The sequence below is a fragment of the Kineosporiaceae bacterium SCSIO 59966 genome (assembly GCA_020881835.1).
Lineage (GTDB): Bacteria > Actinomycetota > Actinomycetes > Actinomycetales > SCSIO-59966 > SCSIO-59966.
The window spans coordinates 907,142-933,472 of the sequence record CP052876.1; the positions used below are offsets into that span (position 1 = coordinate 907,142).

Below are 26,331 nucleotides of genomic sequence, written 5' to 3' on the forward strand. Positions count from 1 at the left end.
GCTGGACCCCGTGGAGTCCATCGAGCTCGTCATCGCTTTCGCCGTCGCCCTCGCCGTCGTCGCCGCCGGCGTCCTCGTCGGCCTGCTGCGCCGCCGGCCCGGCCGCGACCGGACCGCCCCGCCCGGCGAGCGACGTCCGGGCGTGGACTACCGGCCGGGCGTCGGCGACGACGCCGAGGAGCCGCGGGACACCCCGCTGCGCACGGTCGAGACCGTGCAGGCCCCGAGCCTCGACGCCCCCGCGGCCACGGACGCCGACGTCGCCGAGCCGTCCGCGCCGGCGGCGCCCACGGTCGAGCGGCCGGCGCCCGTGGCGGGCCGGATGGTCCGCCTGCGCGAGCGGCTGTCCCGCTCGAGCTCCACCCTCGGCAGGGGGCTGCTGACCCTGCTGTCCCGGGAGACCGTCGACGAGACCACCTGGGAGGAGGTCGAGGAGACCCTGCTGCTCGCCGACCTCGGGGTGGGCCCGGCCACCGAGCTCGTCGACCGGCTGCGCGAACGGGTCCGCGTGCTGGGCGCCCGTGAGCCCGACCAGGTGCGGGCCCTGCTGCGCGAGGAGCTGCTGCGCGTGGTGGGCCCGGACACCGACCGCTCCCTCGCGGTCGAGCGGCACCCCGACCGCCCGGCGGTGGTGCTCGTCGTCGGTGTCAACGGCACGGGCAAGACGACGACGGTCGGCAAGCTCGCCCGGGTGCTCGTCGCCCAGGACAAGGACGTCGTCCTGGGCGCCGCGGACACCTTCCGGGCGGCCGCCGCCGACCAGCTGCAGACGTGGGGGGAGCGGGTCGGCGTGCCGACGGTCCGGTCCGACCGTGAGGGGGCCGACCCCGCGTCGGTGGCGTTCGACGCCGTCAAGGCCGGGATCGAGGTGGAGGCGGACGTCGTCCTCATCGACACCGCCGGAAGGCTGCAGAACAAGGTCGGGCTGATGGACGAGCTCGGCAAGGTGAAGCGGGTGGTGGAGCGGCACGGCCCGGTCGACGAGGTGCTGCTCGTCCTGGACGCCACGACCGGCCAGAACGGGATGCGCCAGGCGCAGGTGTTCTCCGAGGTCGTCGACGTCACCGGCATCGTCCTGACCAAGCTCGACGGCACCGCCAAGGGCGGCATCGTCGTCGCCGTCCAGCGTGAGCTCGGCGTGCCGGTGAAGCTGGTGGGCCTCGGTGAGGGCCCTGACGACCTCGCCCCGTTCGAGCCGGAGGCGTTCGTCGACGCCCTGCTCGCGTGAGGCGGGCGAAACAGAGGTTTCACCGGGCGGCCACACCCGTCACCTGCCGGTAACACCACAGGACGCCGTCGGAAACACCGCGCCGTCACCGTCTCCTGCGACAGAGCCGGCCGGACCCGACGGCGTCGTCGACGACGACGACCGCCCGGGACGCCGGCCCCGACCACGACTCGCAGGAGGTTGCCGTGGTGAACACCGGCGACACCGCCTGGATCCTCACGAGCGCCGCGCTGGTGCTGCTGATGACCCCGGGGCTCGCACTCTTCTACGGCGGCATGGTCCGCGCCAAGAGCGTGCTCAACATGATGATGATGAGCTTCGGCGCCCTGGCCCTCATCAGCGTCCTGTGGGTGCTCTACGGGTACTCCATGGCGTTCGGCGACGACCTGGGCGCCGGCCTGCTCGGCGACCCGACCCAGTACCTCGGCCTGGCCGGGCTGATGGAGGACACGACGTCGGAGGGCGGGGGCCTGCCCGCGATGGCCTTCGTCGGCTTCCAAGCCGTCTTCGCCGTGATCACCGTCGCGCTGATCTCCGGCGCCATCGCCGACCGGACGAAGTTCGGCACCTGGATGGTCTTCGCCGGCGTCTGGGCGACGATCGTCTACTTCCCGGTGGCGCACTGGGTGTTCGACTTCACCGTCACCGACGACGCCGGCCAGACCACGCACGTCGGGGGCTGGATCGCCAACCAGCTCGCCGCGATCGACTTCGCCGGTGGCACCGCCGTCCACATCAACGCCGGTGCGGCCGCACTGGCCCTGGCCCTCGTGCTCGGCAAGCGGAGAGGCTTCGGCAAGGACGTCCTGCGGCCGCACAACCTGCCGCTGGTGATGATCGGTGCCGGGTTGCTGTGGTTCGGCTGGTTCGGTTTCAACGCCGGCTCGGCCCTCGCCGCGAACAACACCGCCGCCGTCGCCTGGGTCAACACGCTGGTGGCCACCGGTGCCGCCGCTCTGGCCTGGCTGGCGACCGAGAAGATCCGCGACGGGCACGCCACGTCGCTCGGCGCGGCGTCCGGCGTCGTGGCCGGCCTGGTCGCCATCACCCCGGCCGCCGCGGCACTGTCACCGGTCGGGTCCATCGTGCTCGGTGCCGTCGCCGGCGTGCTGTGCGCCCTCGCCGTGGGCCTGAAGTACCGCTTCGGTTACGACGACTCGCTGGACGTCGTCGGCGTCCACCTCGTCGGTGGCCTCGTCGGGACCATCGGGGTGGGCTTCCTCGCCACCGCTGCCGCCCCCGCCGGCGTCGACGGGTTGCTGTACGGCGGCGGCGCCGACCAGCTGTGGCGCCAGGTCGTGGGGGCGCTCGCCGTCCTGGCCTACTCGTTCGTCGTCACCCTGGTCGTCGGCCTCCTGCTGCACCGCACCATGGGCTTCCGGGTCGACCCCGACGACGAGGTGGCCGGCATCGACCAGGCCGTGCACGCGGAGTCCGGCTACGACTTCGGTGGCCTCGGCGCCGGCGGCTTCCGGCCCGGCACCGGTGGCACGCCGGCCACCCGCTCCACCACGTCTACCGAGGAGGTCTCGGCATGAAGCTCGTCACCGCGGTCGTCAAGCCGCACAAGGTCGAGGACGTCAAGACGGCCCTGGAGGCGTACGGCGTCCAGGGGCTGACCGTCAGCGAGGCCAGCGGGTACGGCCGCCAGCGAGGCCACACCGAGGTCTACCGGGGGGCGGAGTACAACGTCGACCTCGTGCCCAAGGTCCGCATCGAGGTGCTCGTCGACGACGTCGACGTCGCGGACGTCGTCGAGGTGGTCGTCAAGGCGGCGCAGACGGGGAAGATCGGCGACGGCAAGGTGTGGACCGTGCCGGTCGAGGACGTGGTGCGCGTCCGCACCGGCGAGCACGGCGTCGACGCCCTGTAGCTGGTGGCGACGGCGTGCGGGTCGCACCGGTGCCGGCCGGGCGAGGGAGCCGGCCGGCCGGCTCCCGGGACCTGCGGGCCGAGCGGTTCGAGCTGGCTGCCCGCTGCGACCTGCGCGACCCGCAGGCCGGCGGCCGGCGCCGCCACGCGCTCGCCGCGCTCGTCGACAGCTGGCTCGGGGACGTCTGGGCGGCCGCGACGCCACCCCCTGCCGGGGTGGCGCTCGCGGCCGTCGGGGGGCACGCCCGTCGGGACGCCGGCCCGGCGGGGGACCTGGACCTGGTCCTGCTGCACGACGGTCGGACGGTGCGCGGGCCCGACGTCGCGGCGCTCGCCGAGTCCCTGTGGTACCCGGTCTGGGACGCCGGCCTGCGGCTTGACCACTCGGTCCGCTCGGTGGCGCAGTGCCGGCAGGTCGCCGCGCAGGACGTCACCGCCGCCGTCGGGCTGCTGGACCTGCGGCCGGTCGCCGGGGACGCCGCTCTCGTGCTGCGGGCCCGCGAGACGCTCCGGGAGGACTGGCGCCGGGGTGCCCGCAACCGTCTGCCCGCCCTGCTCGACACGCTCACCGAGCGCGCGGAGCGGCACGGCGAGCTCGCCTACCTGCTCGAGCCGGACCTCAAGGAGGCCCGCGGCGGCCTGCGGGACGTCGTCGTCCTCGGCGCCGTCGTCGCCACCTGGCTCGCCGACGTCCCGCACGCCCAGGTGCGGGCGGCGACCACGCTGCTGCTCGACGTCCGGGACGCCCTGCACCTGACCACCCGCCGCGCCGGGGAGCGGCTCGGGCTCGCCGACCAGGACGCCGTCGCCGAGGCGCTCGGCCTGCCGGACGCCGACGCCCTGCTCGCCCGCACCGCGCTCGCGGCGCGGGCGGTGACCCACTCCGTCGAGACCACGGCCCGGCGCGCCCGCGGCGCCGCGGCCCGCGGCCGGCCGCCACGTGAGCGCCCCCGGCCGCGACCGGTGGCCCGTGACCTGGTCGAGCACGACGGCGAGCTGTGCCTCGCTGGGTCGGCACGGCCGCAGGGTGATCCGGTGCTCGCGGTGCGGGCCGGTGCGGCCGCGGCCCGCGCCGGCCTGCCGCTGTCACCGGTCACCGCCGGGCTCCTGGCGCGGTCGGCCCCACCGCTGCCGGACCCCTGGCCCCAGGAGGCCCGGGCAGCCTTCGTGGACCTGCTCGGCGCCGGCCCGGCGCTGGCGAGCGTCTGGGAGACCCTCGACCAGGCTGGGCTCGTCACCGCGTGGCTGCCCGAGCTGTGGCCCGTGCGCAACCGGCCCCAGCGCACCGTCGTGCACCGGCACACCGTCGACCGGCACCTCGTCGAGACGTGTATCGAGGCGTCCCGGCTGGTGCGAGACGTGACCCGCCCCGACCTGCTGCTGCTCGCGGCCCTGCTGCACGACGTCGGCAAGCTGCCGGGTGCCACCGACCACTGCGCGGTCGGTGCGCCGATCGCCTGGCGAGTGGCGCGTCGCACCGGCCTCACCGCTGCCGACGCCGCCGTCGTCGAGCGCCTGGTGCGCGAGCACCTCACCCTCGTCGACATGGCCACTCGCCGGGACCCCGACGACCCGCGCACCGTCGAGGCGCTCGTCGCCGCGGTCGACGGCCGCGAGGACGTCCTGGACCTGCTGCGCGCGCTCACCGAGGCCGACGCCCGGGCCGCCGGGCCACCGGCGTGGTCGGCGTGGCGGGCGCGGCTCGTCGACGACCTCGTCGCCCGCGCCCGCCGGGTGCTGCGCGACGAGCCGGTCCCGCCGCCGGCCGACCCCCCCGGGGTGGGGGCCGACGTGGTCGCGGCGGTCGCCGCCGACGGGGTGCCGGAGGTCTCGGTGACAGAGGTGGACGGCGAGCACCTCGTCACCGTGGTGGCACCGGACCGTCGGGGCCTGTTCGCGGACATCGCCGGCACGCTCGCGGCCTCCGGGCTCACCGTGCGCTCGGCGACCGTCCGGACCGTCGACGGGGTGGCGGTGGACACCTGGCGGGTCGGCACCACCGGCTCGGCGCCCGACGCCACCGTCCTGCGCACCACGTTGCGGCGGCTGTCGGCCGGGGAGCCGGCGGTGCTCAAGCTGCTCCGGCGCCGGGAGGCGTCGTGGCGCCCGGGACCGCGGGCCGGGCCCGTGCCCGCGGCCAGGGTGACGCTCGTCCCCGGCGGGTCCAGCGACGCCACCGTCCTCGAGGTCCGCGCCGCCGACCGGCCCGGCCTGCTGCACCGGCTGGGCCGGGCGCTCGTCGGCATCGGGGTGGACGTCCGCTCGGCACACGTCGCCACGTTCGCCGGCCAGGCCGTCGACGTGCTCTACCTGTCCGGCCCGGACGGCGGGCGCCTCACCCCGGCCCTGGAGGCCGCGGCCTTCTCCGCGCTGGCCAGGTCCGCTGACGTACCCTGAGGCCCGTTCGCCGTCCGCCTACGCCGAGGACCCCGCCCCGTGTTCTCCACGCTGTCCGACCGTCTCACCGCGACCTTCAAGAACCTGCGCGGCAAGGGCCGGCTCACCGAGGCCGACGTCGACGCCACCGTCCGCGAGATCCGTCGGGCCCTGCTCGACGCCGACGTCGCCCTGCCGGTGGTGCGCGAGTTCGTCGCGACCGTCCGGGAGCGGGCCCTCGGCGCGGAGGTGTCCCAGGCGCTCAACCCCGCCCAGCAGGTCGTCAAGATCGTCAACGAGGAGCTCGTCGGCATCCTCGGCGGGTCGACCCGCCGGCTCACGTTCGCCAAGACGCCCCCCACGGTCATCCTGCTCGCCGGCCTGCAGGGCTCCGGCAAGACGACCCTGGCCGGGAAGCTCGGCCACCTGCTGCGCCAGCAGGGCCACACCCCGTTGCTCGTCGCGGCCGATCTGCAGCGGCCGAACGCGGTCACCCAGCTCGAGGTCGTCGGGCAGCGTGCCGGGGTGCCGGTGTTCGCCCCCGAGCCCGGCAACGGTGTCGGCGACCCCGTCGACGTGGCCCGCCGCAGCGTGCAGGAGGCACGCGCCCGCCAGTACGACGTCGTCATCGTGGACACCGCCGGCCGCCTCGGCGTGGACGCCGAGATGATGCAGCAGGCCGCCGACATCCGCGACGCCGTCCAGCCCGACGAGGTGCTGTTCGTCCTCGACGCGATGATCGGCCAGGACGCCGTGAACGTCGCCCGCGCCTTCGCCGACGGTGTGGGCATCACCGGGGTGGCCCTGACCAAGCTCGACGGCGACGCCCGCGGCGGCGCGGCGCTGTCGGTGGCCTCGGTCACCGGCCGCCCGGTGATGTTCGCGTCCACCGGCGAGAAGCTCGGGGACTTCGAGCTCTTCCACCCCGACCGGATGGCTTCCCGGATCCTCGACATGGGTGACGTGCTCACCCTCATCGAGCAGGCGGAGAAGGCCTTCGACGCCGGTCAGGCCGAGGACCTCGCCACCCGCTTCCTCGAGGGGGAGGACTTCACCCTCGAGGACTTCCTCGTCCAGATGCAGGGCCTGCGCAAGATGGGCTCGCTGAAGAAGATGCTGGGGATGCTGCCGGGGATGGCCCAGGTGCGCGACCAGCTCGAGCAGTTCGACGAGCGGGAGATCGACCGGATCGAGGCCATCGTCCGCTCGATGACGCCCGCCGAGCGCCGCCAGCCGAAGATCATCAACGGTTCGCGTCGTGCCCGGATCGCGAAGGGGTCCGGGGTCACCGTCACCGAGGTCAACCAGCTGCTCGAGCGCTTCGTCGACGCGCAGAAGATGATGCGCCAGCTCCGTCAGGGCGGCGGGGTGCCGGGGATGCCGGGGATGCCGGGGATGCCCGGCGGTGGCAAGAAGTCCCGCGGCCGGACCGCCCCGGCGAAGGGACGCCCTCGCAAGGCCAAGTCGGGCAACCCCGCCAAGCGAGCCCAGCAGGAGCAGGCGGCGCGGGAGAAGGCCGCCACCGGCCGCGGCTCGGCGTTCGGCGCCGGGGCGCTGGGTGCCGGCGCCCCCGGTCAGGACCCGGACGGCGAGCCGGACCTGTCCCAGGTCCAGCTGCCGCCGGGCTTCGAGAAGTTCCTCGGCGGCCGCTGACCCCCCGGCCCGGACCCGCTGCCCGGTAGGTTGCCGGGCATGACCGACGTCCTGCACCTGACCGGCCCGGTCCTGGTCGACCACACCGACGCCGGGACCGACGTCCGCGACGAGGCCTGGGTGGTCGGCGGCCGGCTGACCTTCGAGCGGCCCACCGGTGACCACGACGTGACCACCCTCGACGGCTGGGTGCTGCCCGGCCTCGTCGACGCCCACTGCCACGTCGGGCTGGACGCGCACGGCGCCGTCGACGACGCCACCGCGGAGCAGCAGGCGCTGCAGGAGCGGCAGGCCGGCGCGCTGCTCCTGCGGGACGCCGGGTCGGCCGCCGACACCCGGTGGATCGACGACCGGGAGGACCTGCCCCGGATCGTGCGGGCCGGGCGGCACATCGCCCGCACCCGCCGGTACATCCGCAACTACGCCCACGAGATCGAGCCCGAGGACCTCGTGGCGTACGTCCGGCGGGAGGCCCGTCGCGGTGACGGCTGGGTCAAGCTCGTCGGGGACTGGATCGACCGCGAGGTCGGGGACCTGACCCCGTGCTGGCCCGCCGACGCGCTGCGTGCGGCGATCGCGGCGGCGCACGAGGAGGGGGCGCGGGTGACCGCGCACTGCTTCAGCGAGGACTCCCTGCCGGACCTGGCCGAGGCCGGGATCGACTGCGTCGAACACGCCACCGGGCTCACGCCGCAGACCACCGCCCTGTTCGCCGAGCGGGGGATCGCCGTCGTGCCGACCCTGGTGAACATCGCCACCTTCCCCGGTATCGCCGCCGCCGCCGAGGCCAAGTTCCCGGTCTACGCGGCGCACATGCGGGACCTGCACGCGCGCCGGTACGAGACCGTCCGCAGCGCCGTCGAGGCCGGGATCGAGGTCTACGTCGGCACCGACGCCGGCGGCTCCCTGCCGCACGGGCTCGTCGGCCAGGAGGTGGCCGAGCTCGTCACCGCCGGGCTGCCGCCGGTGCAGGCCCTGTCCGCGGCGACGTGGGCGGCCCGCCGCTGGCTGGGCCGCCCCGGACTGAGCGAGGGCGAGGAGGCGGACCTCGTGGTCTACCCGCAGGACCCGCGCGCGGACGTCGGGGTGCTGGCCAGCCCCCGTGCGGTCGTGCTGCGTGGTCGGGTGGTCGCCGCCGGTTAGGGGTCCGGCGCCCGGTCTGGCAGAATGCCCGCCGTACCCGGTGCGCTCGGCCCCTCTCACCGTGCGCCGCCGCGTCCGCCCGGGAGCCCCGGTGCCTCCGACCCCACACGGTGGCCGAGAGGCTCCCACCCCCACAAGAGCAGGAGACACCACAGACGTGGCCGTCAAGATCCGACTGAAGCGCCTCGGCAAGATCCGGGCGCCGTACTACCGCGTCGTCGTCGCCGACTCCCGGACCAAGCGGGACGGTCGAGCGATCGAGGAGATCGGCAAGTACCACCCGACCGAGGAGCCGTCGCTCATCGAGATCGACTCCGAGCGGGTCCAGTACTGGCTCGGTGTCGGCGCCCAGCCGACCGAGCAGGTGCTCGCCCTGCTCAAGGTCACCGGCGACTGGCAGAAGTTCAAGGGCCTGCCGGGCGCCGAGGGCACGCTCAAGGTGGCCGCTCCCAAGGCTGACAAGCGGGCCGTCTTCGAGGCCGCCGCCAAGGAGGCCATGGACGAGCCGACCGCCGAGGCGACGACTCCGCGGAAGAAGGCGACGAAGGCCGCTGAGCAGCCCGCCGCTGAGCAGCCCGCCGCTGAGCAGCCCGCCCCTGAGCAGCCCGCCGACGAGTCGGCTGCCGAGGGCGAGACCGTTCCGGCTGAGCGAGCCGAGGCCTGACCGTGCTGGCCGACGCGTGCGAGCACCTCGTCCGCGGGATCGTCGACCACCCGGACGACGTCCGGGTGGCCGAGAAGAACCTGCGCCGCGGAGTGCTGCTCGAGGTGCGGGTGCACCCCGAGGACCTCGGTCGGGTCATCGGCCGCTCCGGTCGCACCGCCAAGGCGCTGCGCACCGTGGTCGGGGCGCTGGCCGGTGACCGCGGGGTCCGGGTCGACCTCGTCGACGTCGACCGCCGCTGACACCGCCGCCTCGAGCGGGCTCCCGAGCGCGGGGGCCCGCTCGAGGCGCGTGAGCGCCTGAGCACAGGAGGACCTATGGACGTCGTCGTGGCCCGGGTGGGCCGCCCGCACGGGGTCCGCGGCGAGGTGACCGTCGAGGTGCGCACCGACGTCCCGGAGCTGAGGCTGCGTCCCGGGGCCGTGCTGTCCACCGACCCCGACCGCGGCCGGTTCACGGTCGGGTCGGCACGCGACCACAACGGCCGGCTGCTGCTCACCTTCGCCGAGGTGACCGACCGCACCACGGCCGAGGGCCTGCGCGGCGTCCTGCTCGTGGCCGACGTCGACCCCGAGGCCGAGGAGCCCGAGCACGACGCCTGGCCGGCCGCGCGGCTCGTCGGCCTGCGGGCGGTCACCGTCGACGGGCGGGAGGTGGGACGAGTCGCCGGGGTGCTGCACCTGCCCGCCCAGGACCTGCTCGAGGTGGACCAGCCGTCCGGGGCCACCGTCCTCGTGCCGTTCGTCCGCGCCATCGTGCCGCAGGTCGACGTCGACGGCGGCCGGGTCGTACTCGACCCGCCCGGCGGGCTGCTGGAGGACTGAGTGCGCCTCGACGTCGTCACGATCTTCCCCGAGTACCTCGCCCCGCTGGACCTGTCGCTCATCGGCCGGGCCCGGCGCGACGGCGTCCTCGACCTCGCCGTCCACGACCTGCGGGACTTCACCCACGACCGGCACCGGACCGTCGACGACTCCCCGGCCGGCGGGGGAGCCGGCATGGTGATGCGGCCTGAGCCGTGGGGCGAGGCCCTGGACGCCGTCCTGGCCGCCGGCCGCTCCGCGCTCGGCGACGACACCGCCTTGCCCACCCTCGTCGTGCCCACCCCGAGCGGGACGCCGTTCACCCAGGCGGCCGCGCACGAGCTCGCCGGACTGCCCTGGCTGGCGTTCGCCTGCGGTCGGTACGAAGGCATCGACGAGCGGGTGCTCGAGGACGCCGCCGAGCGGATGCCGGTCCGACCGCTGAGCATCGGCGACTACGTGCTGGGCGGCGGCGAGGCCGCCGTCCTCGTCGTCGTCGAGGCCGTGGCCCGGCTCCTGCCGGGGGTCGTCGGCAACCCCGAGTCCCTCGTCGAGGAGTCGCACGCCGCCGGCCTGCTGGAGTACCCGGTGTACACCCGGCCAGCCACCTGGCGCGGCCGGTCCGTGCCCGAGGTGCTGTCCTCCGGGAACCACGCGCTCGTCGCCCGCTGGCGCCGGGACGAGGCTCTGCGCCGCACCGCGCGACGGCGACCCGATCTCGTGGAGCGGCTGGACCCGGCCGGTCTGGACGCCGCCGACCTGGCCCTGCTCGACGACCTCGGTTGGGTGCTCGAGCACGGGCGGCTGCGCCGGGCCGGGCCCTGAGCCGGCACCCGGAGCCCGCGGTTTCGCCCCGCGGGCTCCGGCTGTGGCAGACTGAGCGATCGTGTCGCGCCCGCGACCGTCCGGTCCTGCCGCAGGGGGACCGGTCCGAGGCGGGACGCGCGACACCCACCGAACCGGACACCCCGGCGCCACGCCGCGCCGCCGAGCAGCGCGCACGTGACCTGTGGCACGGCGCAGAGAGCGACTGACATGCACACCCTGGACTCCGTCGACGCCGCCAGCCTGCGCGACGACCTGCCGGACTTCCGCGCCGGCGACACCGTCAAGGTCCACGTCAGGGTCGTGGAGGGCAACCGCTCCCGCGTCCAGGTCTTCCAGGGCGTCGTCATCCGCCGCCAGGGGGACGGGGTCCGCGAGACCTTCACCGTCCGCAAGGTCAGTTTCGGCGTCGGTGTCGAGCGCACCTTCCCCGTGCACACCCCGGTGATCGAGAAGATCGAGCGGGTCAGCCGAGGTGACGTCCGCCGCGCCAAGCTGTACTACCTGCGCAACCTGCGCGGCAAGGCCGCCAAGATCCGCGAGAAGCGCGAGACCACCCCGGCGCGCTGACACCCGGCGCAGCGGCACCCGGGGCGCCGAGGCCCGTCGGCCGAGGCTCCGCCGTGCCGGCTCGCAGGTGGCCCTGGTGGGCCGAGGTCGCCGCCGCGGCCGTGCTCGCGGTGCTGGTCACCGTGGCGCTGCGGCTGCTCGTCGTCCAGGCGTTCGTCATCCCGACGGCGTCCATGCAGCCGCTCCTGCAGCCGGGGGACCGGGTGGCGGTCCTGCGGCTGCCGGCGTTCACCGGCGACGTTCAGCGCGGTGACGTCGTCGTGTTCGACGGCCGCGGGACCTTCCCCGACGGCGGCGACTACGCCAAACGGGTGGTCGGCGTGGCCGGGGACCGGGTCGCCTGCTGCGCCGCCGACGGCCGGCTCACCGTGAACGGTGCGCCGCTCGAGGAGCCCTACCTCTATCCTGGCGACCGGCCGAGTGACCTCCAGTTCGACGTGGTCGTCCCGCAGGGGCGGCTCTGGGTGCTGGGAGACCACCGCAGCGTGTCCGCAGACTCGCGTTCCCTCCTGGGTCGCCCAGGCGGTGGGATGGTGCGTCAGGACCGGGTCACCGGCCGCGTCGTCGCGGTCCTGTGGCCGGTCGACCGGATCGGGATCGTCGAGAGGACGCCGTGAGCGAGCGCACCGAGGAACGTCGCGCCGGCACCCGGCTGCTGGGTCTGGTCCGCGAGACCGTCATCGTCGTGGGCACCGCCCTCGTGCTGTCCCTGCTGATCAAGACGTTCCTCGTCCAGGCCTTCTACATCCCGAGCCCGTCGATGGAGCCGACCCTCGTCGCGGGGGACCGGGTGCTCGTCAGCCAGCTCACACCCGGGCCGATCGACCTGTCCCGAGGTGACGTCGTCGTCTTCCACGACCCCGGCCAGTGGCTGGACCCGGTGCCGCAGCCCGACCGCAGTGCGGTCGGGGACGTCGTCGTCGACCTGCTGACGTTCGTCGGGATCCTGCCGCAGGACTCCGGCGAGCACCTCATCAAGCGGGTGATCGGGCTGCCCGGGGACGTCGTCGCCTGCTGCGACGCGCAGGGCCGGGTGACCGTCAACGGCGTCCCGCTGGACGAGCCGTACGTCTACCCCGGCGATGCACCCAGCGACATGACCTTCGAGGTGACCGTCGGTCCCGACGCGCTGTGGGTGATGGGCGACCACCGCGGGGCCTCCCAGGACTCCCGTTGGCACCAGGACCTCCAGGGCGGCGGCACCGTGCCGGTCGACGAGGTCGTCGGGCGTGCGATCGCCGTCATCTGGCCGCCGTCGCGGCTGGACTGGCTGGGGAACCACCCCGAGGTCTTCGAGGCTGTCCCCGAGCCGTGAGCGCCGGAGCCGCCGACCGGGGTACCGGGACGGCACCCGCGGGGCGGCGCGCCGCCCGGGTGCTGTGCCTCGACCCGGACGGCGCCCTGCTGCTGGTCGGCGGCACGGACCCGGCGCGCCCGCTCGCCCCGGCGGTGTGGCTGCCGCCCGGTGGCGGGGTGACGGCCGGGGAGAGCGCCGAGGCCGCCGCCCGCCGGGAGCTCTTCGAGGAGACGGGGCTGTGGCTGGACGACGTCGGCCCGGCCGTCACCGCGCGGACCGTCGAGTTCGACTTCGCCGGACGCCGCTTCCGCCAGCGGGAGACCTGGTTCGCCGTCCGGGTCGCACGTTTCGAGCCCCGTCCGACGGCGTGGACCCCGTGGGAGCGCAGGTCGCTCGTCGGTACGACGTGGTGGCGTCCGGGGGACCCGCCGCCGGGGCCCGTCCCGGACGACGTCGTCCGGCTCGGCCTCGGCGCCCACCGGGACCTGCCGGCCGCGCCCAGGCGGGTGGGGCTGTGACGGTGGCAGCCGCCCGCCGCGGGCCGCGCTCGACGGTCCCCACGCTGCGGGAGGAGCGCCGGCTGCTGCGCGCCGGTGCCCGGCTCGTCGCCGGCGTCGACGAGGTGGGCCGCGGAGCGCTCGCCGGGCCGGTGACGGTCGGCGTCGTCGTCGTGCAGGCCACGACCCGCAGCGCGCCGGCCGGTCTGCGCGACTCCAAGCTGCTCACCCCCGCGGCCCGCGAGGCACTCGTGCCCCGGCTGCGCCGCTGGGCCACCTCCTGGGCGGTCGGGCACGCCGAGCCGCACGAGATCGACGCCCACGGCATCCTGTCCGCTCTGCGCCTCGCCGGGAACCGGGCGCTGGCCCGCCTGCCCGAGCCCCCGGACGCCGTCCTCCTCGACGGGTCCTACGACTGGCTGACCCGCCCGGCCCTGCCGCTGTCCCTGTTCGGCGACCTCGAGCCGGACGCCGCCCCCGACGTCCACCTCGCCGAGGGCTGCGTGCGCACCCTGGTCAAGGGCGACCTGCGGTGCGCCGCCGTCGCCGCGGCCAGTGTCCTGGCCAAGACCGAGCGGGACGCGCTGATGCGGCAACGGGCGCAGGTGTACCCGGACTACGGCTGGGCCGGGAACAAGGGCTACTCCGCGCCCGAGCACCTCGAGGCTCTTGGGCTCCTGGGCCCCTGCGAGCAGCACCGGCGCAGCTGGCGCCTGCCCCGCAGCGGGCCCGCGGACGCCGCCCGGACCGGTGCCGGCGAGCCGGCCGCCGGGGTCCCTGAGCCCGGCGCCGGGACCGTGCCGCTCTTCGAGGACCCGTCCGACGGCACAATGGCCCCGTGAGCGCCGAGGACCTGGAGAACTACGAGACCGAGATGGAGCTCGCGCTCTACCGCGAGTACCGGGACGTCGTGGGGCTGTTCTCCTACGTCGTGGAGACCGAGCGGCGCTTCTACCTGGCCAACCGGGTCGAGCTCGTCCCCAGGACTTCGGACGGCGAGGTGTGGTTCGAGCTCACCCTCACCGACGCCTGGGTCTGGGACGTCTACCGCTCGGCCCGGTTCGTCAAGAGCGTACGGATCGTGACCTTCAAGGACGTCAACGTCGAGGAGCTGTCGAAGACGGACCTCGAGGTGCCCAAGCCGGAGGGCTTCTCCCGGTAGCAGCCGCGGCACCTGTCCCGCACAGGCGGGCCAGCCGGGCCGGCCGTCCACAGGGTTCCCCGGAGCGGCCCTCGCCCCGCCCGGCGCACGTCACCGTGGCGCCCGGAGGTGGTTGCGGTGCGGGCGAAGGACGCCGTCGGACGGTACGGGGAGCGGGTCGCGGTACGGCACCTGCTCGACCTCGGCTACCAGGTGCTGGACCGCAACTGGCGCTGCTCCCTCGGCGAGCTCGACGTCGTCGCCGTCGACGACGACTGCCTGGTCGCGGTCGAGGTGAAGACCCGCCGGTCGCTGGCCGCCGGGCACCCGCTGGAGGCGGTCACCCCCGCCAAGCTCGCCCGGCTGCGCCGGCTGCTCGGCGTCTGGCTCGCCGAGCACGCGGACGACCCGGTCCGTGGGCGGCGCTGGCCGCAGGTGCGCATCGACGTCGTCGCGGTGCTGCGGCCCGCGCGGGGTGCGGCCGTCGTCGACCACGTGCAGGCGGTCGGGTGATGCTCGGGCGCACCCGCTCGGTCGCCCTGCTCGGGGTCGAGGGGCACGTCGTCGAGGTGGAGGCGCACGTGGCCGACGGGCTGCCGGCGTTCGCGCTCGTCGGTCTGCCCGACGCGTCGCTGTCCGAGGCCCGGGACCGGGTCCGGGCCGCCCTGGCCAACGCCGGCCACGGCTGGCCGCAGCGACGGGTGACCGTCAACCTGTCCCCGGCGTCCCTGCCGAAGACCGGGTCCGGGTTCGACGTCGCCGTCGCCGTCGCCCTGCTCGCCGCCCTCGGGCAGGTGCCGCCGGACTCCGCCGCCGGCACGCTGCACGTCGGCGAGCTCGGGCTGGACGGCCGGCTGCGGCCGGTCCGCGGCGTCCTGCCGGCCGTGCTGGCCGGTGCGAGGGCGGGGGTGCGGCGGGTCGTCGTGCCCGCCGCGGACGCCGACGAGGCCCGCCTCGTCGGGGACGTCGACGTGGTCGCCGCGGTGGACCTCGCCGACGTCGTCCTCGCCCACGGCGGCCTTCCCGGGCGGCCCCCGGGGCGCTCGGTGCCGGTGCCGCACCCGGTCGCCGCCCGGGCGGGTGCGCCGCGGCCGGAGCCCGACCTCGCCGACGTCGTCGGCCAGGAGGAGGCCCGTCACGCACTCGAGGTCGCCGCCGCCGGCGGCCACCACCTGCTGCTGCTCGGCCCCCCGGGAGCGGGCAAGACGATGCTCGCCGCCCGGCTGCCGGGGCTGCTGCCGGACCTCGATGACGACACCGCGGTGGAGGTCACCGCCGTGCACTCGGTGGCCGGCACCTTCGACCCCCGTGGCGGACTGCTGCGCCGGCCCCCGTTCGAGGACCCGCACCACACCGCCTCGACCGCGTCCGTCGTCGGCGGCGGGACGGGTCTGCCACGGCCCGGCGCCGCCTCCCGGGCCCACCGCGGCGTGCTCTTCCTCGACGAGGCGCCCGAGTTCCGGCACAGCGTGCTGGAGGCGCTGCGGCAGCCCCTCGAGCACGGCGAGCTCGTCATCGCCCGCTCCCGCGGGGTGGCCCGGTACCCGGCCCGCTTCCAGCTCGTGCTGGCCGCCAACCCGTGCCCGTGCGGCAAGGGCGGCGGCAAGGGCCTGGAGTGCACGTGCACGTCGCTCGCGCGGCGCCGCTACCTGCAGCGGCTGTCCGGGCCGTTGATGGACCGGGTCGACCTGCAGGTGCAGGTGCAGCCGGTGTCGCACCGGGCGATCCGCGGTGGGCCCGGGGAGAGCAGCGCCGTCGTCGCCGGCCGCGTCCGGGCCGCGCGGGCCGCCCAGCGGGAGCGGCTCGCCGGCACCGGCTGGCAGTGCAACGGGGAGGTGCCGGGCCCGCTGCTGCGTGGCCGCTTGCGCCTGGCGCCGCCGGCGACGGCGGCGATCGACCGGGCCCTGGACCGCGGCCTGCTCACCGCCCGCGGGTACGACCGGGTGCTGCGGACGGCGTGGACGCTCGCCGACCTGGCCGGCAGGAGCCCCGGGCGCGAGGAGGTGGAGCGGGCCGTGTTCCTGCGGACGATGGGGGGCGCGGCGTGACGGACCTGCTGACCCGTCGCGGCGACGCCGACCGGGTGGCCCGCGCCGCGTGGACCCGGCTGGCCGAACCGGGTGACGAGGCGGCCGGCGCGGCCATCGCGGCGCTCGGCGCCGCCGGCGCCCTCGAGCACGTCCTGGCCGGGCGGCGGCTGCCGCCGGAGGTCCTCGAGCACTGGGACGCGGGCAGCCCGGCCCGCCTGAACCGGGCGCTGGCCAGGTGGCGCACCCGGGTCGACGTCCTGGCCCCGGACCGGGACCTGGACACCGTGGCCCGCTTCGGCGGACGGTTCGTCACCCCCGAGGACCCGGAGTGGCCCGCCGGGGTCGACGACCTCGACCTCGCCCGCCCGTACGGGCTGTGGGTGCTCGGGCAGCGGCCGCTCGGGCCGGCGGTCGGCGCCGGGGTGTCCGTGGTGGGCGCCCGGGCCGCGACGGCCTACGGGCTCACCGTCGCCACCGACCTCGCCGCCGGTCTCGCCGCCCAGGGGCTCACCGTCGTCTCCGGCGCCGCCTTCGGCGTCGACGCCGCCGCGCACCGCGGCGCGCTCGCCGCCCCCGGTCTCACCGTCGCCGTGCTCGCCTGCGGCGTCGACCGCTTCTACCCGATGGCGCACGAGAGCCTGCTGCGCACGGTCGCGGCCGAGGGCCTGGTCGTCGCCGAGGTCGCCCCCGGCACCACGGTGATGCGGGACCGGCTGCTGCAGCGCAACCGGCTCATCGCCGCGCTCACCCGCGGCACCGTCGTCGTCGAGGCCGGCGTGCGCTCGGGCGCCCTGGTCACGGCCCGGCACGCCGCCACGCTCGGGCGGGCCCTCGGCGCCGTCCCCGGGCCGGTCGGCTCCGCCGCCAGCGCCGGCTGCCACGTGCTGCTGCGGGAGTACGGCGCCGTGTGCGTCACCGACGCCGACGAGGTCGCCGAGCTGGTCCGGCCGATCGGGGTCGGGCCGACCGCCGCGGACCGTGCCCCCTCGGCGCCGGAGGAGGACCTGCCGCCGCAGCAGGCCCGGGTCCTGGAGTCGCTGCCCGTGCGCCGGCCCGTCGGCGTGGACTCCCTGGTCCGGGTGGCCGGCCTGCCCCGGCCGGACGTCGAGCAGGCGCTGGCCGGTCTCTACCTGGCCGGCCTGGCCGAGTTCCGGACCGGAGCCGACGGCCAGGTGTGGCGACGGACCTGAGACGGGTGCCGCTCGGACCAGGCCCCGAGGCCGCCTGTTCCGACGCGAGGGGACACGCCGTGCCCGGGCCGCCACGCCGGGCGTGTCGACGGTGCTTGTGCCGGGGCGCGGCAGGGTCCACGGTGTGCGCCATGACGACGGAGGTGCCCGCCGCCGCGGCGTCCACGCGTCTGCCGGAGGACCCGCGTCTGCCGGAGCAGCTGGAACAGGTGCTGGTGGACTTTCGCCGGCACCTGGAGGCCGAGCGTGGGCGCTCGACGCACACCGTGCGCGCCTACCTCGCCGACGTCGCGGGGCTGCTCGCGGAGGTTGCGGCCACCGGTGCCACCGGCCTGGACGGACTCGACCTGCCGCTGCTGCGCTCCTGGCTGGCCCGGATGGCCGCCGCCGGCCTGGCCCGCAGCACCCTGGCCCGGCGGGCGTCGGCGGCCCGGACCTTCACCTCCTGGGCGGTTCGCACCGGCCGGCTCGAGACCGACCCGGCGCTGCGGCTGCGCGCGCCGCACCCGGACCGGCACCTGCCCACCGTGCTGCGGGCGGAGCAGGCCGCGCGGCTGCTGGACCTTGCCGCGGTCCGGGCCGACGACGGTGCGCCGACGCACCTGCGGGACCGGGCCGCTCTCGAGCTGCTCTACGCGTGCGGCATCCGGGTCGCCGAGCTCGTCGGCCTCGACGTCGACGACGTGGAGCTCGACCGCCGCACCCTGCGGGTGCTCGGCAAGGGCGCGCGCGAACGGGTGGTGCCCTTCGGGGTGCCGGCCGAGCGGGCGGTCCGCGGCTGGCTCACCCGGGGACGCCCGCGGCTGGCCACCGCGGCGTCCGGGCCGGCCCTGCTGCTCGGAGCACGGGGCAACCGGTGGGGCACCCGTCAGGTCCGGGACGTCGTGCACCGGCTGCTCGCCGACCTCGGGGACGGCACGGACGCCGGGCCGCACGCGCTGCGGCACAGCGCGGCGACCCACCTGCTCGACGGGGGCGCGGACCTCCGCAGCGTTCAGGAGCTTCTCGGTCACGCTAGTCTCGCCACGACGCAGGTCTACACGCACGTGTCGGTGGAGCGCCTGCGTCGCAGCTACGACCGGGCCCACCCACGGGCATGACGAGGCGGACGGGGAGCACAGTGCCCGAGGACGTCGAGCACGAGGGCAGGGTGCGCGAGCGCAGCGTGCGCGACCACCCGGTGCGTGACGACCCGGTGCGTGACGACCGGGCGCACCAGGACGGGGTACCGGTCGGCCGGGCGGCCGACCACGCCACGCCCGAGAGCACAGTGCCTGAGAGCACAGTGCCCGAGGACTCAGTGCCCGAGGAGCCGGTGCCCGAGGAGCAGGTGCCCGACCCGGCCGCCGAGAACGAGGCGCTCCTGCACGGGCTCTGGCGGAGGTTCAAGGACACCGGCGACGAGTCCGTGCGCGAGCGGCTGATCCTGCACTACTCGCCGCTGGTCAAGTACGTCGCGGGCCGGGTCGGCGTCGGCCTGCCGCCCAACGTCGAGCAGGCCGACCTCGTGTCGCACGGGATCTTCGGCCTCATCGACGCGATCGAGAAGTTCGACCTGGACCGGGCGATCAAGTTCGAGACGTACGCGATCTCCCGGATCCGCGGCGCGATCATCGACGAGCTGCGCGCCCTGGACTGGATCCCCCGGTCGGTGCGCAGCAAGGCCCGCGAGGTGGAGCGTGCCTACGCCGCGCTCGAGGCCGACCTGCACCGCACCCCCACCGAGGCGGAGGTGGCCGACCGGCTGGGGATGCCGGTGACGGACCTGCACGCGGTGTTCACCCAGGTGTCCTACGTCAACGTGCTGGCGCTGGACGAGCTCATGTCCTCCGGCGACCGGGGGGAGGGCGGCCTGTCACTGGGGGACACGCTCAAGGACGCCAAGGCGGAGGACCCGGTCCTCGCGTTCGAGGGCGAGGAGACCAAGTTCCTGCTCGCCCGTGCCATCGACCAGCTCCCGGAGCGGGAGAAGATCGTCATCACCCTCTACTACTACGAGGGCCTCACCCTGGCGGAGATCGGCCGTGTCCTGGGTGTCACCGAGTCCCGGATCTGCCAGATGCACACCAAGGCCGTCGTGCAGCTGCGGGGCAAGCTGCGCGACGCCGGGTGACCCCGGCCGGGCGCTGACGGGCACGACGCCTCTCAGCGGCAGCAGCACCGGCGGACCCGGCGGCCCGAGCAGTCCCAGCGGGTCCACGTACCGCTCACCGCGGCGCACCCCCCAGTGCAGGCACGACCGGGCGTCGCAGTGGCCGGTACCGGCCGCCACCACCCCCACCACCTGGCCACGCGCCACCGGCGTGCCGGCCGGCAGCAGCGCCTCCACCGGCTCCACGCTGCTGCGCAGCCCGCCGGCGACGGTGACGGTCAGCACCCCACGGTCCACGACCCGGCCGGCGAACGTCACCACGCCGTCCGCCGGAGCCAGCACCGGGTCGCCCGGCGCCGCCGCCAGGTCCACCCCGCGGTGCCCCGGCGCCCACGGCGAGGCCGGGATCGCGGGCAGCCGGAGCACCGCGGGCACAGGACGTAGCGGCCAGTCCCAGCCCCGGCCCGGGTCCGCGGCCCGGCCGGGCGGTGCCACCGACACGGCGCCGGCCAGCAGGACGGCGGCCACCGCCACCGTCAGCAGTGCGACGGACCTGCCCGCCGCCACCCGCGCGGCGGACCCGCCCGCCGCCGCCGGTCCGTCGGCCCTGGACCTCGACCACCCGTTGCGTCCCACCCCGCCACCCTGACCGCCACCACCTGGCCGGACGACGTCACCGGCGGCCGCTGTGCACGACGCACCGGGCCGCGGCGGCTGTGGAGGACCAGTCAGGCCCTCCGCAGCCTCCGCAGCCGGCGCACCGCCTCGGCCAGCACGTCCTCCCGCTTGCAGAACGCGAACCGGACGAGCGAGCGCACCGGCTCGACGTCGTCCGCGAAGGCCTGCACCGGCACGCCGACCACGCCGGCGAGCTCGGGCAGCCGCCGGCACAGCTCCAGCCCGTCCGGGTAGCCGAGCGGGGCGGCGTCGGCGAGCACGAAGTACGTGGCCTGCGGCACGACGACGTCGAACCCCGCGTCGACCAGGCCCTCGCACAGGACGTCCCGGCGGCGGGCGAGGTCCGCCGCCTGCTCGGCGAAGAACTCCCGCGGCCAGCCCAGGGCCCCGGCGACCGCGGGCTGCAGCGGCCCGCCGGAGACGAAGGTGACGAACTGCTTGACGGCCGCGAGGGCGTCGACGAGGGCGGCCGGACCGTGCACCCAGCCGATCTTCCAGCCGGTCACCGAGAACGTCTTGCCGGCAGAGGAGACGGTCAGGGTCCGCTCGGCCATCCCCGGCAGCGACGCCAGCGGCACGTGCCGGGCGTCGTCGTCCAGGACGAGGTGCTCGTAGACCTCGTCGGTGACGACGACGAGGTCGTGCCGGCGGGCGACGTCGGCCACCGCCTCGAGCTCGGTGCGGTCCAGCACCCGGCCGGTAGGGTTGTGCGGGGTGTTGAGCAGGACGAGCCGGGTCCGTCCGGTGACGGCGGCCTCCAGCGCCGCGGCGTCCAGGGAGAAGCCCGGCCCGAACGGCACCGGCCGGCGCACCGCCCCCGCCAGCGCCACGGACGCCGCGTAGGAGTCGTAGTAGGGCTCCAGGGTGACCACCTCGTCGCCGGGCTCGCACAGGGCCAGCACCGCCACTGCGATGGCCTCGGTCGCCCCGGTGGTGACGAGCACCTCGGCGTCCGGGTCGACGTCCAGCCCGTACCAGTCCCGCTGGTGGGCGGCGATCGCCTCGCGCAGCTGCGGGACCCCGCGCGGCGGCGGGTACTGGTTGTGCTCGTGACCGCGCAGGGCCGCGACCGCCGCCTCGAGCAGCTCGTCAGGACCGTCGGTGTCCGGGAAGCCCTGGCCGAGGTTGACCGCACCGGTGGCCCGCGCCAGCGCGGTCATCTCGGCGAAGACCGTGGTCCCGAAGCCCTGCATCCGCGTCACGAGTCCGGCCGGCATGCCCCGACCCTAGACGCGTGGTTTGGGTGGCGCCCGCGCGCGGCGTAGGATGACCCGCGGTCGGCTCCGGTCGACCTCACTTCGCGTGCCCGCACACCGCCGGAGACCGGCGGGGCACGCCGCCTCGGTCCCGCACCAGCGGGTGGACGGCGCGTCGCGGGCACCAGGCGCGGCGGCCGCGGTGGCCGTTCGCGAGGAACCGAGAAGGTGCTGCCGGCCCGGCCGCAGCACGGAAGGAGTGCGTCGGCATGGCCGTCGTCACGATGCGCCAGCTCCTCGAGAGCGGCGTCCACTTCGGGCACCAGACCCGCCGCTGGAACCCGAAGATGAAGCGCTACATCTTCACCGAGCGCAACGGCATCTACATCATCGACCTGCAGCAGACGCTGAGCTACATCGACCGCGCCTACGACTTCGTCAAGGAGACCGTCGCGCACGGCGGCAGCATCCTGTTCGTCGGGACGAAGAAGCAGGCTCAGGAGCCGCTGGCCGAGCAGGCCACCCGGGTCGGCATGCCCTACGTCAACCAGCGCTGGCTCGGCGGCATGCTGACGAACTTCCAGACGGTCTCCAAGCGCCTCCAGCGCCTCAAGGAGCTCGAGCAGATCGACTTCGACGACGTCGCCGCGAGCGGCCGGACGAAGAAGGAGCTGCTCATGATGCGCCGGGAGAAGGAGAAGCTCGAGCGCACCCTCGGCGGCATCCGCAACATGGCGAAGGTGCCGAGCGCCGTCTGGATCGTCGACACGAACAAGGAGCACCTCGCGGTCGACGAGGCCCGCAAGCTCGGCATCCCGATCGTCGCCATCGTCGACTCCAACTGCGACCCGGACGTCGTGGACTACCGGATCCCGGGCAACGACGACGCCATCCGCTCGGTCACCCTGCTCACCCGGGTCATCGCCGACGCGGTCGCCGAGGGCCTCATGGCCCGCTCGCGCGGCAGCGAGTCCGGAGCCGACGGCGCCGTCGCCGAGGAGCCGCTGGCCGAGTGGGAGCGCGAGCTGCTGGCCGGCCAGGAGGCTGAGCAGGCCCAGGGCGGGCAGGCCCAGAGCGAGCAGGCGGCCGGCGAGGCGACCGTGGGCGGACAGCCGGACGCCGGCCCGGAGCAGGTTGCGCAGGACGTCCAGGAGGGCGCCGCCGAGGCCGAGCAGGTCGTCGAGCAGCAGGCGCACCAGCTGGCGGAGCCGGCCGAGCCTGAGTCTGAGCCTGAGTCTGAGCCTGAGCGTGAGTCTGAGTCTGAGTCTGAGTCTGCGCAGGCCTGAGCCCGGCTACACCAACCGAGAGGGAGTACCACCTTCCATGGCGAACTTCACCGCCGCCGACGTCAAGAAGCTCCGGGAGCAGACCGGCGCCGGCATGATGGACTGCAAGAACGCGCTCGCGGAGAGCGACGGGGACCTCACCAAGGCCGTCGAGCTGCTGCGGGTCAAGGGCCTCAAGGGTGTGACGAAGCGTGAGGGCCGCACCGCGTCCAACGGGCTCGTCGCCGCGTCGGTGGCCGACGGCGTCGGCACGATGGTCGAGGTCAACTGTGAGACCGACTTCGTCGCCAAGGGGGACACGTTCCAGGCGCTCGCCCAGCAGGTGCTCGACGCGGCGGTGGCCACTGGTGCGCAGGACGTCGACTCCCTGCTGACCGCCCAGGTGGACGGCAAGGACGTCAAGACCCTGCTCGACGAGGCGAGCTCCACCATCGGGGAGAAGATCGAGGTCCGCCGGGTGGCCCGGCTGCAGGGCGGGCACGTCGCCTCCTACCTGCACCGCACCAGCCCCGACCTGCCGCCGCAGATCGGCGTCCTCGTCGTCACCGACGTCGAGCACGAGGTCGCCCGGGACGTCGCCATGCACATCGCGGCGATGTCCCCGACCTTCCGTGCCCGGGAGGACGTCCCCGCCGAGACGGTGGAGAACGAGCGTCGCCTGGCCGAGGAGACCGCCCGGGAGGAGGGCAAGCCCGAGCAGGCCCTGCCCAAGATCATCGAAGGCCGGGTCAACGGCTACTTCAAGGACGCCGTGCTGCTCGAGCAGCCGTTCGCGAAGGACCCGAAGAAGACGGTCTCGGCCGTCCTCGCCGACGCCGGGGTGCAGCTGAGCGCCTTCGCCCGGTTCCGCGTCGGCGCCTGAGCCGACCCGTGCTGCACGGCCCCGTCCCGGCGTCCGGGGCGGGGCCGTTGCACGAGCGGTGCAGTGCGGCAGACTGCCCCGCACAGCCGCCCACCACCAGGGGAGACCGATGAGCCAGACCGACGAGCTGGACCCGACCCCCCACGGGGGGACCCGCTACCACCGGGTGCTGCTCAAGCTCTCCGGTGAGTCCTTCGGCGGCGGCAGCGTCGGCGTCGACCCGGACGTCGTGGCCCGCATCGCCCGGGAGATCGCGGCCGTGGTCGCCGAGGGCGTCGAGGTCGCCGTCGTCACCGGCGGCGGCAACTTCTTCCGCGGGGCCGAGCTGTCCCAGCGCGGGATGGACCGGGCCCGGGCCGACTACATGGGCATGCTCGGAACGGTGATGAACTGCCTGGCCCTGCAGGACTTCCTCGAGCAGGGGGGGACCGACACCCGGGTGATGACCGCGATCACCATGGGGCAGGTGGCCGAGCCGTACATCCCGCGCCGGGCGATCCGGCACATGCAGAAGGGCCGCGTGGTGATCTTCGGCGCGGGCGCCGGGCTGCCCTACTTCTCCACCGACACCGTCGCCGCCCAGCGGGCCCTGGAGATCCACGCCGACGTCGTCCTGATGGCCAAGAACGGGGTTGACGGGGTGTACACCGCCGACCCCCACGTCGATCCCACCGCCCGCCGCCTCGAGCGGATCACCTACACCGAGGCGCTCCAGCGGGGGCTCAAGGTCGCCGACGCGACCGCGTTCAGCCTGTGCATGGACAACAAGCTGCCGATGATCGTCTTCGGTCTGGAGCGCGAGGGCAACGTCCTGGCCGCGGTCCGGGGTGAGAGGATCGGGACCCTGGTCGTCGCCGAGTGACGTCCGCGGGTACGACACGACGAAGGAGCGAGGCGTGATCGACGAGACCCTCCTCGAGGCGGAGGAGAAGATGGACAAGGCCGTGGAGGTCGCCAAGGAGGAGTTCGCGGCGATCCGCACCGGCCGTGCGAACCCGGCCATGTTCGCCCGGATCACGGTGGAGTACTACGGCAGCCCGACGCCGCTGCAGCAGCTCGCCTCGTTCCAGACCCCGGAGGCCCGCACCGTCCTCATCACCCCGTACGACCGGTCCTCGATGAGTGCCATCGAGAAGGCGCTGCGCGACTCCGACCTGGGCGTCAACCCGGCCAACGACGGGAACGTGATCCGGGTGAACCTGCCCGAGCTCACCCAGGAGCGGCGCCGCGACTACATCAAGATCGCGCGCGCGAAGGCGGAGGAGGCCCGCGTGTCGGTCCGCAACATCCGCCGCCGGGCCAAGGAGGAGCTGGACCGCATCGCCAAGGACGGCGAGGCCGGCGAGGACGAGGTCGCCCGCGCCGAGAAGGAGCTCGAGCAGCTCACCAGGCGCCGGGTGGACGCCGTCGACGAGCTCCTGCGGCACAAGGAGAGCGAGCTGCTCGAGGTCTGAGCATGGACATCCTGCCGTCCTCGCCGACCCTGCCCCCGCCCTCCCGTCGCGCCGCCCGCACCCGGGGGCGGGCCGGGCGCAACCTGCCGGTGGCGGTCGGCGTCGGCGTCGGCCTCGCCGGCCTGGTGCTCGCCTCCCTGCTCGTCCGCAAGGAGGCCTTCGTCGCCGTCGCCGCGGTCGCGATCGTCCTCGCCGTCTGGGAGCTCGGGCAGGCCTTCGCGGCCCGCCGGATCACGGTCCCCCTCGTGCCGGTCCTCGTCGGCAGCGTGGGCATCCTCGTCTCGGCGTACGCCGCCGGCGAGGAGGCGCTGCTCGTCGCCTTCGGCCTCACCGTGCTGGCCGTCGTCGTGTGGCGCGTCCTGGAGGGCGTCGACGGTGCCGTGCGGGACGTCGCCGCCGGGATCTTCAGCACCGCCTACGCGCCCTTCCTGGCCGGCTTCGCGATGCTCATGCTCGCCGCGGACGACGGACCGGCCCGGGTCATCGTCTTCGTGCTGGTGACCGTGGCCAGCGACATCGGCGGCTACGCCGTCGGCGTCCTGCTCGGGCGCCACCCGATGGCGCCGTCGGTGAGTCCCAAGAAGTCCTGGGAGGGGCTCGCCGGCTCGGCCGTCGCCGCCCTGCTCGCCGGCGCCCTCGGCGTCGTCCTGCTGCTCGGGGGCACCTGGTGGGCGGGCGTCGTGGTCGGCGCCGCCGTCCTGGTCACCGCCACGCTGGGCGACCTGGCCGAGTCCCTGCTCAAGCGGGACCTCGGCATCAAGGACATGGGGTCCCTGCTGCCCGGCCACGGCGGCGTCATGGACCGCCTGGACTCCCTGCTGGCCACCGCACCTGTCGTCTACCTGCTGCTGGCCGCCCTCGTGCCGGTGGCCTCCTGAGGAGCTGCACCACCTGATGGCCCTGCACCTGGTGCGCCACGGCCCCCCGCTCATCGACCCGACGACGCCGGCGAGCAGCTGGCACCTGGACCCCGACGAGGTGGGCCGGGTCCGCGAGCTCGCCGAGGCCGGGGTGCTCCCGGAGCGGGCCCGCTGGGTCAGCTCGGACGAGCCCAAGGCGGTCGAGACGGCGCGCATCCTGGCCGGCGACGCCGACGTCGAGGTTCTCGAGGACCTGCGTGAGCAGTACCGCCCGGCGGGCTGGGTCGACGCGTACGCCGTCCGCGTGCACCGTTCGGTGATCCACCCCGACGAGCCGCCGGAGGAGGGCTGGGAGACGGCCGGCGCCACCCGGGTACGGGTGGCCCGGACCGTGCGGGCGCTGGTCGAGGAGACACCGGGGGACGTCGTCCTCGTCGGGCACGGCACGGCGTGGACGCTGGCGGTCGCGGAGCTCACCGGCAGCCCGGTCGACCTCGTCGCCTGGGAGCGGATGCAGCTGCCCGACCACTGCGTCATCGACGGCGGGGAGGTGGTGCGCCCGTGGGGCGCCTGGCGGTCGGGCTGAGCCGTAGGGGACCGGCCGGGCTCGTGCG

General features: G+C 75.2%; 28 protein-coding genes and 1 pseudogene. 27 read left to right on the forward strand and 2 right to left on the reverse strand.

What is annotated here, in order from left to right; translation table 11 throughout:
- Positions 1-19: 19 nt before the first annotated feature.
- The 21 genes from ftsY (at position 20) to whiG (ending at position 19,402) form a co-directional block, all read left to right on the forward strand.
- Entirely contained in the window at positions 20-1,228 is a 1,209-nt protein-coding gene (gene ftsY, locus HJG43_04340) for a signal recognition particle-docking protein FtsY (GenBank protein ID UER55698.1), read from the forward strand.
- A 188-nt stretch (positions 1,229-1,416) separates the two neighbouring features.
- Positions 1,417-2,766: an ammonium transporter gene (locus HJG43_04345; GenBank protein ID UER55699.1), complete on the forward strand. Its 1,350-nt coding sequence runs from the start codon at positions 1,417-1,419 to the stop codon at positions 2,764-2,766.
- The gene (locus tag HJG43_04350; GenBank protein UER53911.1) at positions 2,763-3,101 is read left to right on the forward strand and encodes a P-II family nitrogen regulator; all 339 of its coding nucleotides are present in this window, start codon (positions 2,763-2,765) and stop codon (positions 3,099-3,101) included. The genes HJG43_04345 and HJG43_04350 overlap by 4 nt, the downstream gene beginning before the upstream one ends.
- 71 nt (positions 3,102-3,172) lie before the next feature.
- Positions 3,173-5,497: a [protein-PII] uridylyltransferase gene (locus HJG43_04355; GenBank protein UER55700.1), complete on the forward strand. Its 2,325-nt coding sequence runs from the start codon at positions 3,173-3,175 to the stop codon at positions 5,495-5,497.
- A 39-nt stretch (positions 5,498-5,536) separates the two neighbouring features.
- Positions 5,537-7,129, forward strand: a complete 1,593-nt coding sequence (ffh, locus tag HJG43_04360; protein UER53912.1) for a signal recognition particle protein — start codon at positions 5,537-5,539, stop codon at positions 7,127-7,129.
- A 39-nt stretch (positions 7,130-7,168) separates the two neighbouring features.
- Positions 7,169-8,272 carry an amidohydrolase family protein gene (locus HJG43_04365; protein ID UER53913.1) on the forward strand — a complete coding sequence of 368 codons (1,104 nt, stop codon included), beginning with the start codon at positions 7,169-7,171 and terminating at the stop codon, positions 8,270-8,272.
- Positions 8,273-8,429: 157 nt separating this feature from the next.
- On the forward strand, positions 8,430-8,936 hold the full coding sequence (gene rpsP / locus HJG43_04370) for a 30S ribosomal protein S16 (GenBank protein UER53914.1): 507 nt from the start codon (positions 8,430-8,432) through the stop codon (positions 8,934-8,936).
- A gap of 2 nt (positions 8,937-8,938) precedes the next feature.
- Entirely contained in the window at positions 8,939-9,178 is a 240-nt protein-coding gene (locus tag HJG43_04375; GenBank protein UER53915.1) for an RNA-binding protein, read from the forward strand.
- Positions 9,179-9,253: 75 nt separating this feature from the next.
- Positions 9,254-9,760 (forward strand): ribosome maturation factor RimM, encoded by a 507-nt coding sequence (gene rimM, locus HJG43_04380; protein ID UER53916.1) that lies wholly within the window; start codon positions 9,254-9,256, stop codon positions 9,758-9,760.
- The gene (gene trmD, locus HJG43_04385) at positions 9,761-10,564 is read left to right on the forward strand and encodes a tRNA (guanosine(37)-N1)-methyltransferase TrmD (GenBank protein UER53917.1); all 804 of its coding nucleotides are present in this window, start codon (positions 9,761-9,763) and stop codon (positions 10,562-10,564) included.
- 210 nt (positions 10,565-10,774) lie between these two features.
- Positions 10,775-11,134, forward strand: coding sequence for a 50S ribosomal protein L19 (gene rplS, locus HJG43_04390; GenBank protein ID UER53918.1), 360 nt, complete (start codon positions 10,775-10,777; stop codon positions 11,132-11,134).
- Between the two features lie 53 nt (positions 11,135-11,187).
- Positions 11,188-11,751 carry a signal peptidase I gene (lepB, locus tag HJG43_04395; protein UER53919.1) on the forward strand — a complete coding sequence of 188 codons (564 nt, stop codon included), beginning with the start codon at positions 11,188-11,190 and terminating at the stop codon, positions 11,749-11,751.
- A gap of 44 nt (positions 11,752-11,795) precedes the next feature.
- Positions 11,796-12,449 carry a signal peptidase I gene (gene lepB / locus HJG43_04400; GenBank protein ID UER55701.1) on the forward strand — a complete coding sequence of 218 codons (654 nt, stop codon included), beginning with the start codon at positions 11,796-11,798 and terminating at the stop codon, positions 12,447-12,449.
- The gene (locus HJG43_04405; protein ID UER53920.1) at positions 12,446-12,949 is read left to right on the forward strand and encodes an NUDIX domain-containing protein; all 504 of its coding nucleotides are present in this window, start codon (positions 12,446-12,448) and stop codon (positions 12,947-12,949) included. The genes lepB (HJG43_04400) and HJG43_04405 overlap by 4 nt, the downstream gene beginning before the upstream one ends.
- The gene (locus HJG43_04410) at positions 12,946-13,770 is read left to right on the forward strand and encodes a ribonuclease HII (protein ID UER53921.1); all 825 of its coding nucleotides are present in this window, start codon (positions 12,946-12,948) and stop codon (positions 13,768-13,770) included. The genes HJG43_04405 and HJG43_04410 overlap by 4 nt, the downstream gene beginning before the upstream one ends.
- The gene (locus tag HJG43_04415; protein ID UER53922.1) at positions 13,767-14,090 is read left to right on the forward strand and encodes a DUF2469 domain-containing protein; all 324 of its coding nucleotides are present in this window, start codon (positions 13,767-13,769) and stop codon (positions 14,088-14,090) included. Before HJG43_04410 ends, HJG43_04415 begins: the two co-directional genes overlap by 4 nt.
- A gap of 117 nt (positions 14,091-14,207) precedes the next feature.
- Positions 14,208-14,582 carry a YraN family protein gene (locus tag HJG43_04420; GenBank protein UER53923.1) on the forward strand — a complete coding sequence of 125 codons (375 nt, stop codon included), beginning with the start codon at positions 14,208-14,210 and terminating at the stop codon, positions 14,580-14,582.
- Positions 14,579-16,117, forward strand: coding sequence for a YifB family Mg chelatase-like AAA ATPase (locus tag HJG43_04425; protein ID UER53924.1), 1,539 nt, complete (start codon positions 14,579-14,581; stop codon positions 16,115-16,117). The genes HJG43_04420 and HJG43_04425 overlap by 4 nt, the downstream gene beginning before the upstream one ends.
- Positions 16,114-17,289: a DNA-protecting protein DprA gene (locus tag HJG43_04430; protein ID UER53925.1), complete on the forward strand. Its 1,176-nt coding sequence runs from the start codon at positions 16,114-16,116 to the stop codon at positions 17,287-17,289. Before HJG43_04425 ends, HJG43_04430 begins: the two co-directional genes overlap by 4 nt.
- A 131-nt stretch (positions 17,290-17,420) precedes the next feature.
- Positions 17,421-18,389 carry a tyrosine recombinase XerC gene (locus HJG43_04435; GenBank protein ID UER53926.1) on the forward strand — a complete coding sequence of 323 codons (969 nt, stop codon included), beginning with the start codon at positions 17,421-17,423 and terminating at the stop codon, positions 18,387-18,389.
- Between the two features lie 185 nt (positions 18,390-18,574).
- A complete protein-coding gene (gene whiG / locus HJG43_04440; protein ID UER55702.1) occupies positions 18,575-19,402 on the forward strand; it encodes an RNA polymerase sigma factor WhiG in 828 nt (275 codons plus the stop codon).
- A 6-nt stretch (positions 19,403-19,408) separates the two neighbouring features.
- Here the strand turns inward: whiG and HJG43_04445 are convergent.
- Both HJG43_04445 and HJG43_04450 read right to left on the reverse strand, forming a co-directional pair.
- A pseudogene (locus tag HJG43_04445) lies at positions 19,409-20,173 on the reverse strand (M23 family metallopeptidase).
- Complete coding sequence (locus HJG43_04450) at positions 20,110-21,276, reverse strand: pyridoxal phosphate-dependent aminotransferase (protein ID UER53927.1); 1,167 nt, start codon at positions 21,274-21,276, stop codon at positions 20,110-20,112. Before HJG43_04450 ends, HJG43_04445 begins: the two are co-directional and overlap by 64 nt.
- 248 nt (positions 21,277-21,524) lie before the next feature.
- Between HJG43_04450 and rpsB the strand changes: the two genes are divergently transcribed.
- From rpsB to HJG43_04480, 6 genes are all read left to right on the forward strand, one after another.
- On the forward strand, positions 21,525-22,541 hold the full coding sequence (rpsB, locus tag HJG43_04455; GenBank protein UER53928.1) for a 30S ribosomal protein S2: 1,017 nt from the start codon (positions 21,525-21,527) through the stop codon (positions 22,539-22,541).
- Positions 22,542-22,578: 37 nt separating this feature from the next.
- Positions 22,579-23,403, forward strand: a complete 825-nt coding sequence (locus tag HJG43_04460) for an elongation factor Ts (GenBank protein UER53929.1) — start codon at positions 22,579-22,581, stop codon at positions 23,401-23,403.
- A 109-nt stretch (positions 23,404-23,512) separates the two neighbouring features.
- A complete protein-coding gene (locus HJG43_04465) occupies positions 23,513-24,265 on the forward strand; it encodes a UMP kinase (protein ID UER53930.1) in 753 nt (250 codons plus the stop codon).
- 34 nt (positions 24,266-24,299) lie between these two features.
- The gene (frr, locus tag HJG43_04470; GenBank protein ID UER53931.1) at positions 24,300-24,857 is read left to right on the forward strand and encodes a ribosome recycling factor; all 558 of its coding nucleotides are present in this window, start codon (positions 24,300-24,302) and stop codon (positions 24,855-24,857) included.
- Between the two features lie 2 nt (positions 24,858-24,859).
- Complete coding sequence (locus tag HJG43_04475; GenBank protein ID UER53932.1) at positions 24,860-25,735, forward strand: phosphatidate cytidylyltransferase; 876 nt, start codon at positions 24,860-24,862, stop codon at positions 25,733-25,735.
- 16 nt (positions 25,736-25,751) lie between these two features.
- Positions 25,752-26,303 (forward strand): histidine phosphatase family protein, encoded by a 552-nt coding sequence (locus tag HJG43_04480; protein ID UER53933.1) that lies wholly within the window; start codon positions 25,752-25,754, stop codon positions 26,301-26,303.
- Positions 26,304-26,331 lie beyond the last annotated feature (28 nt).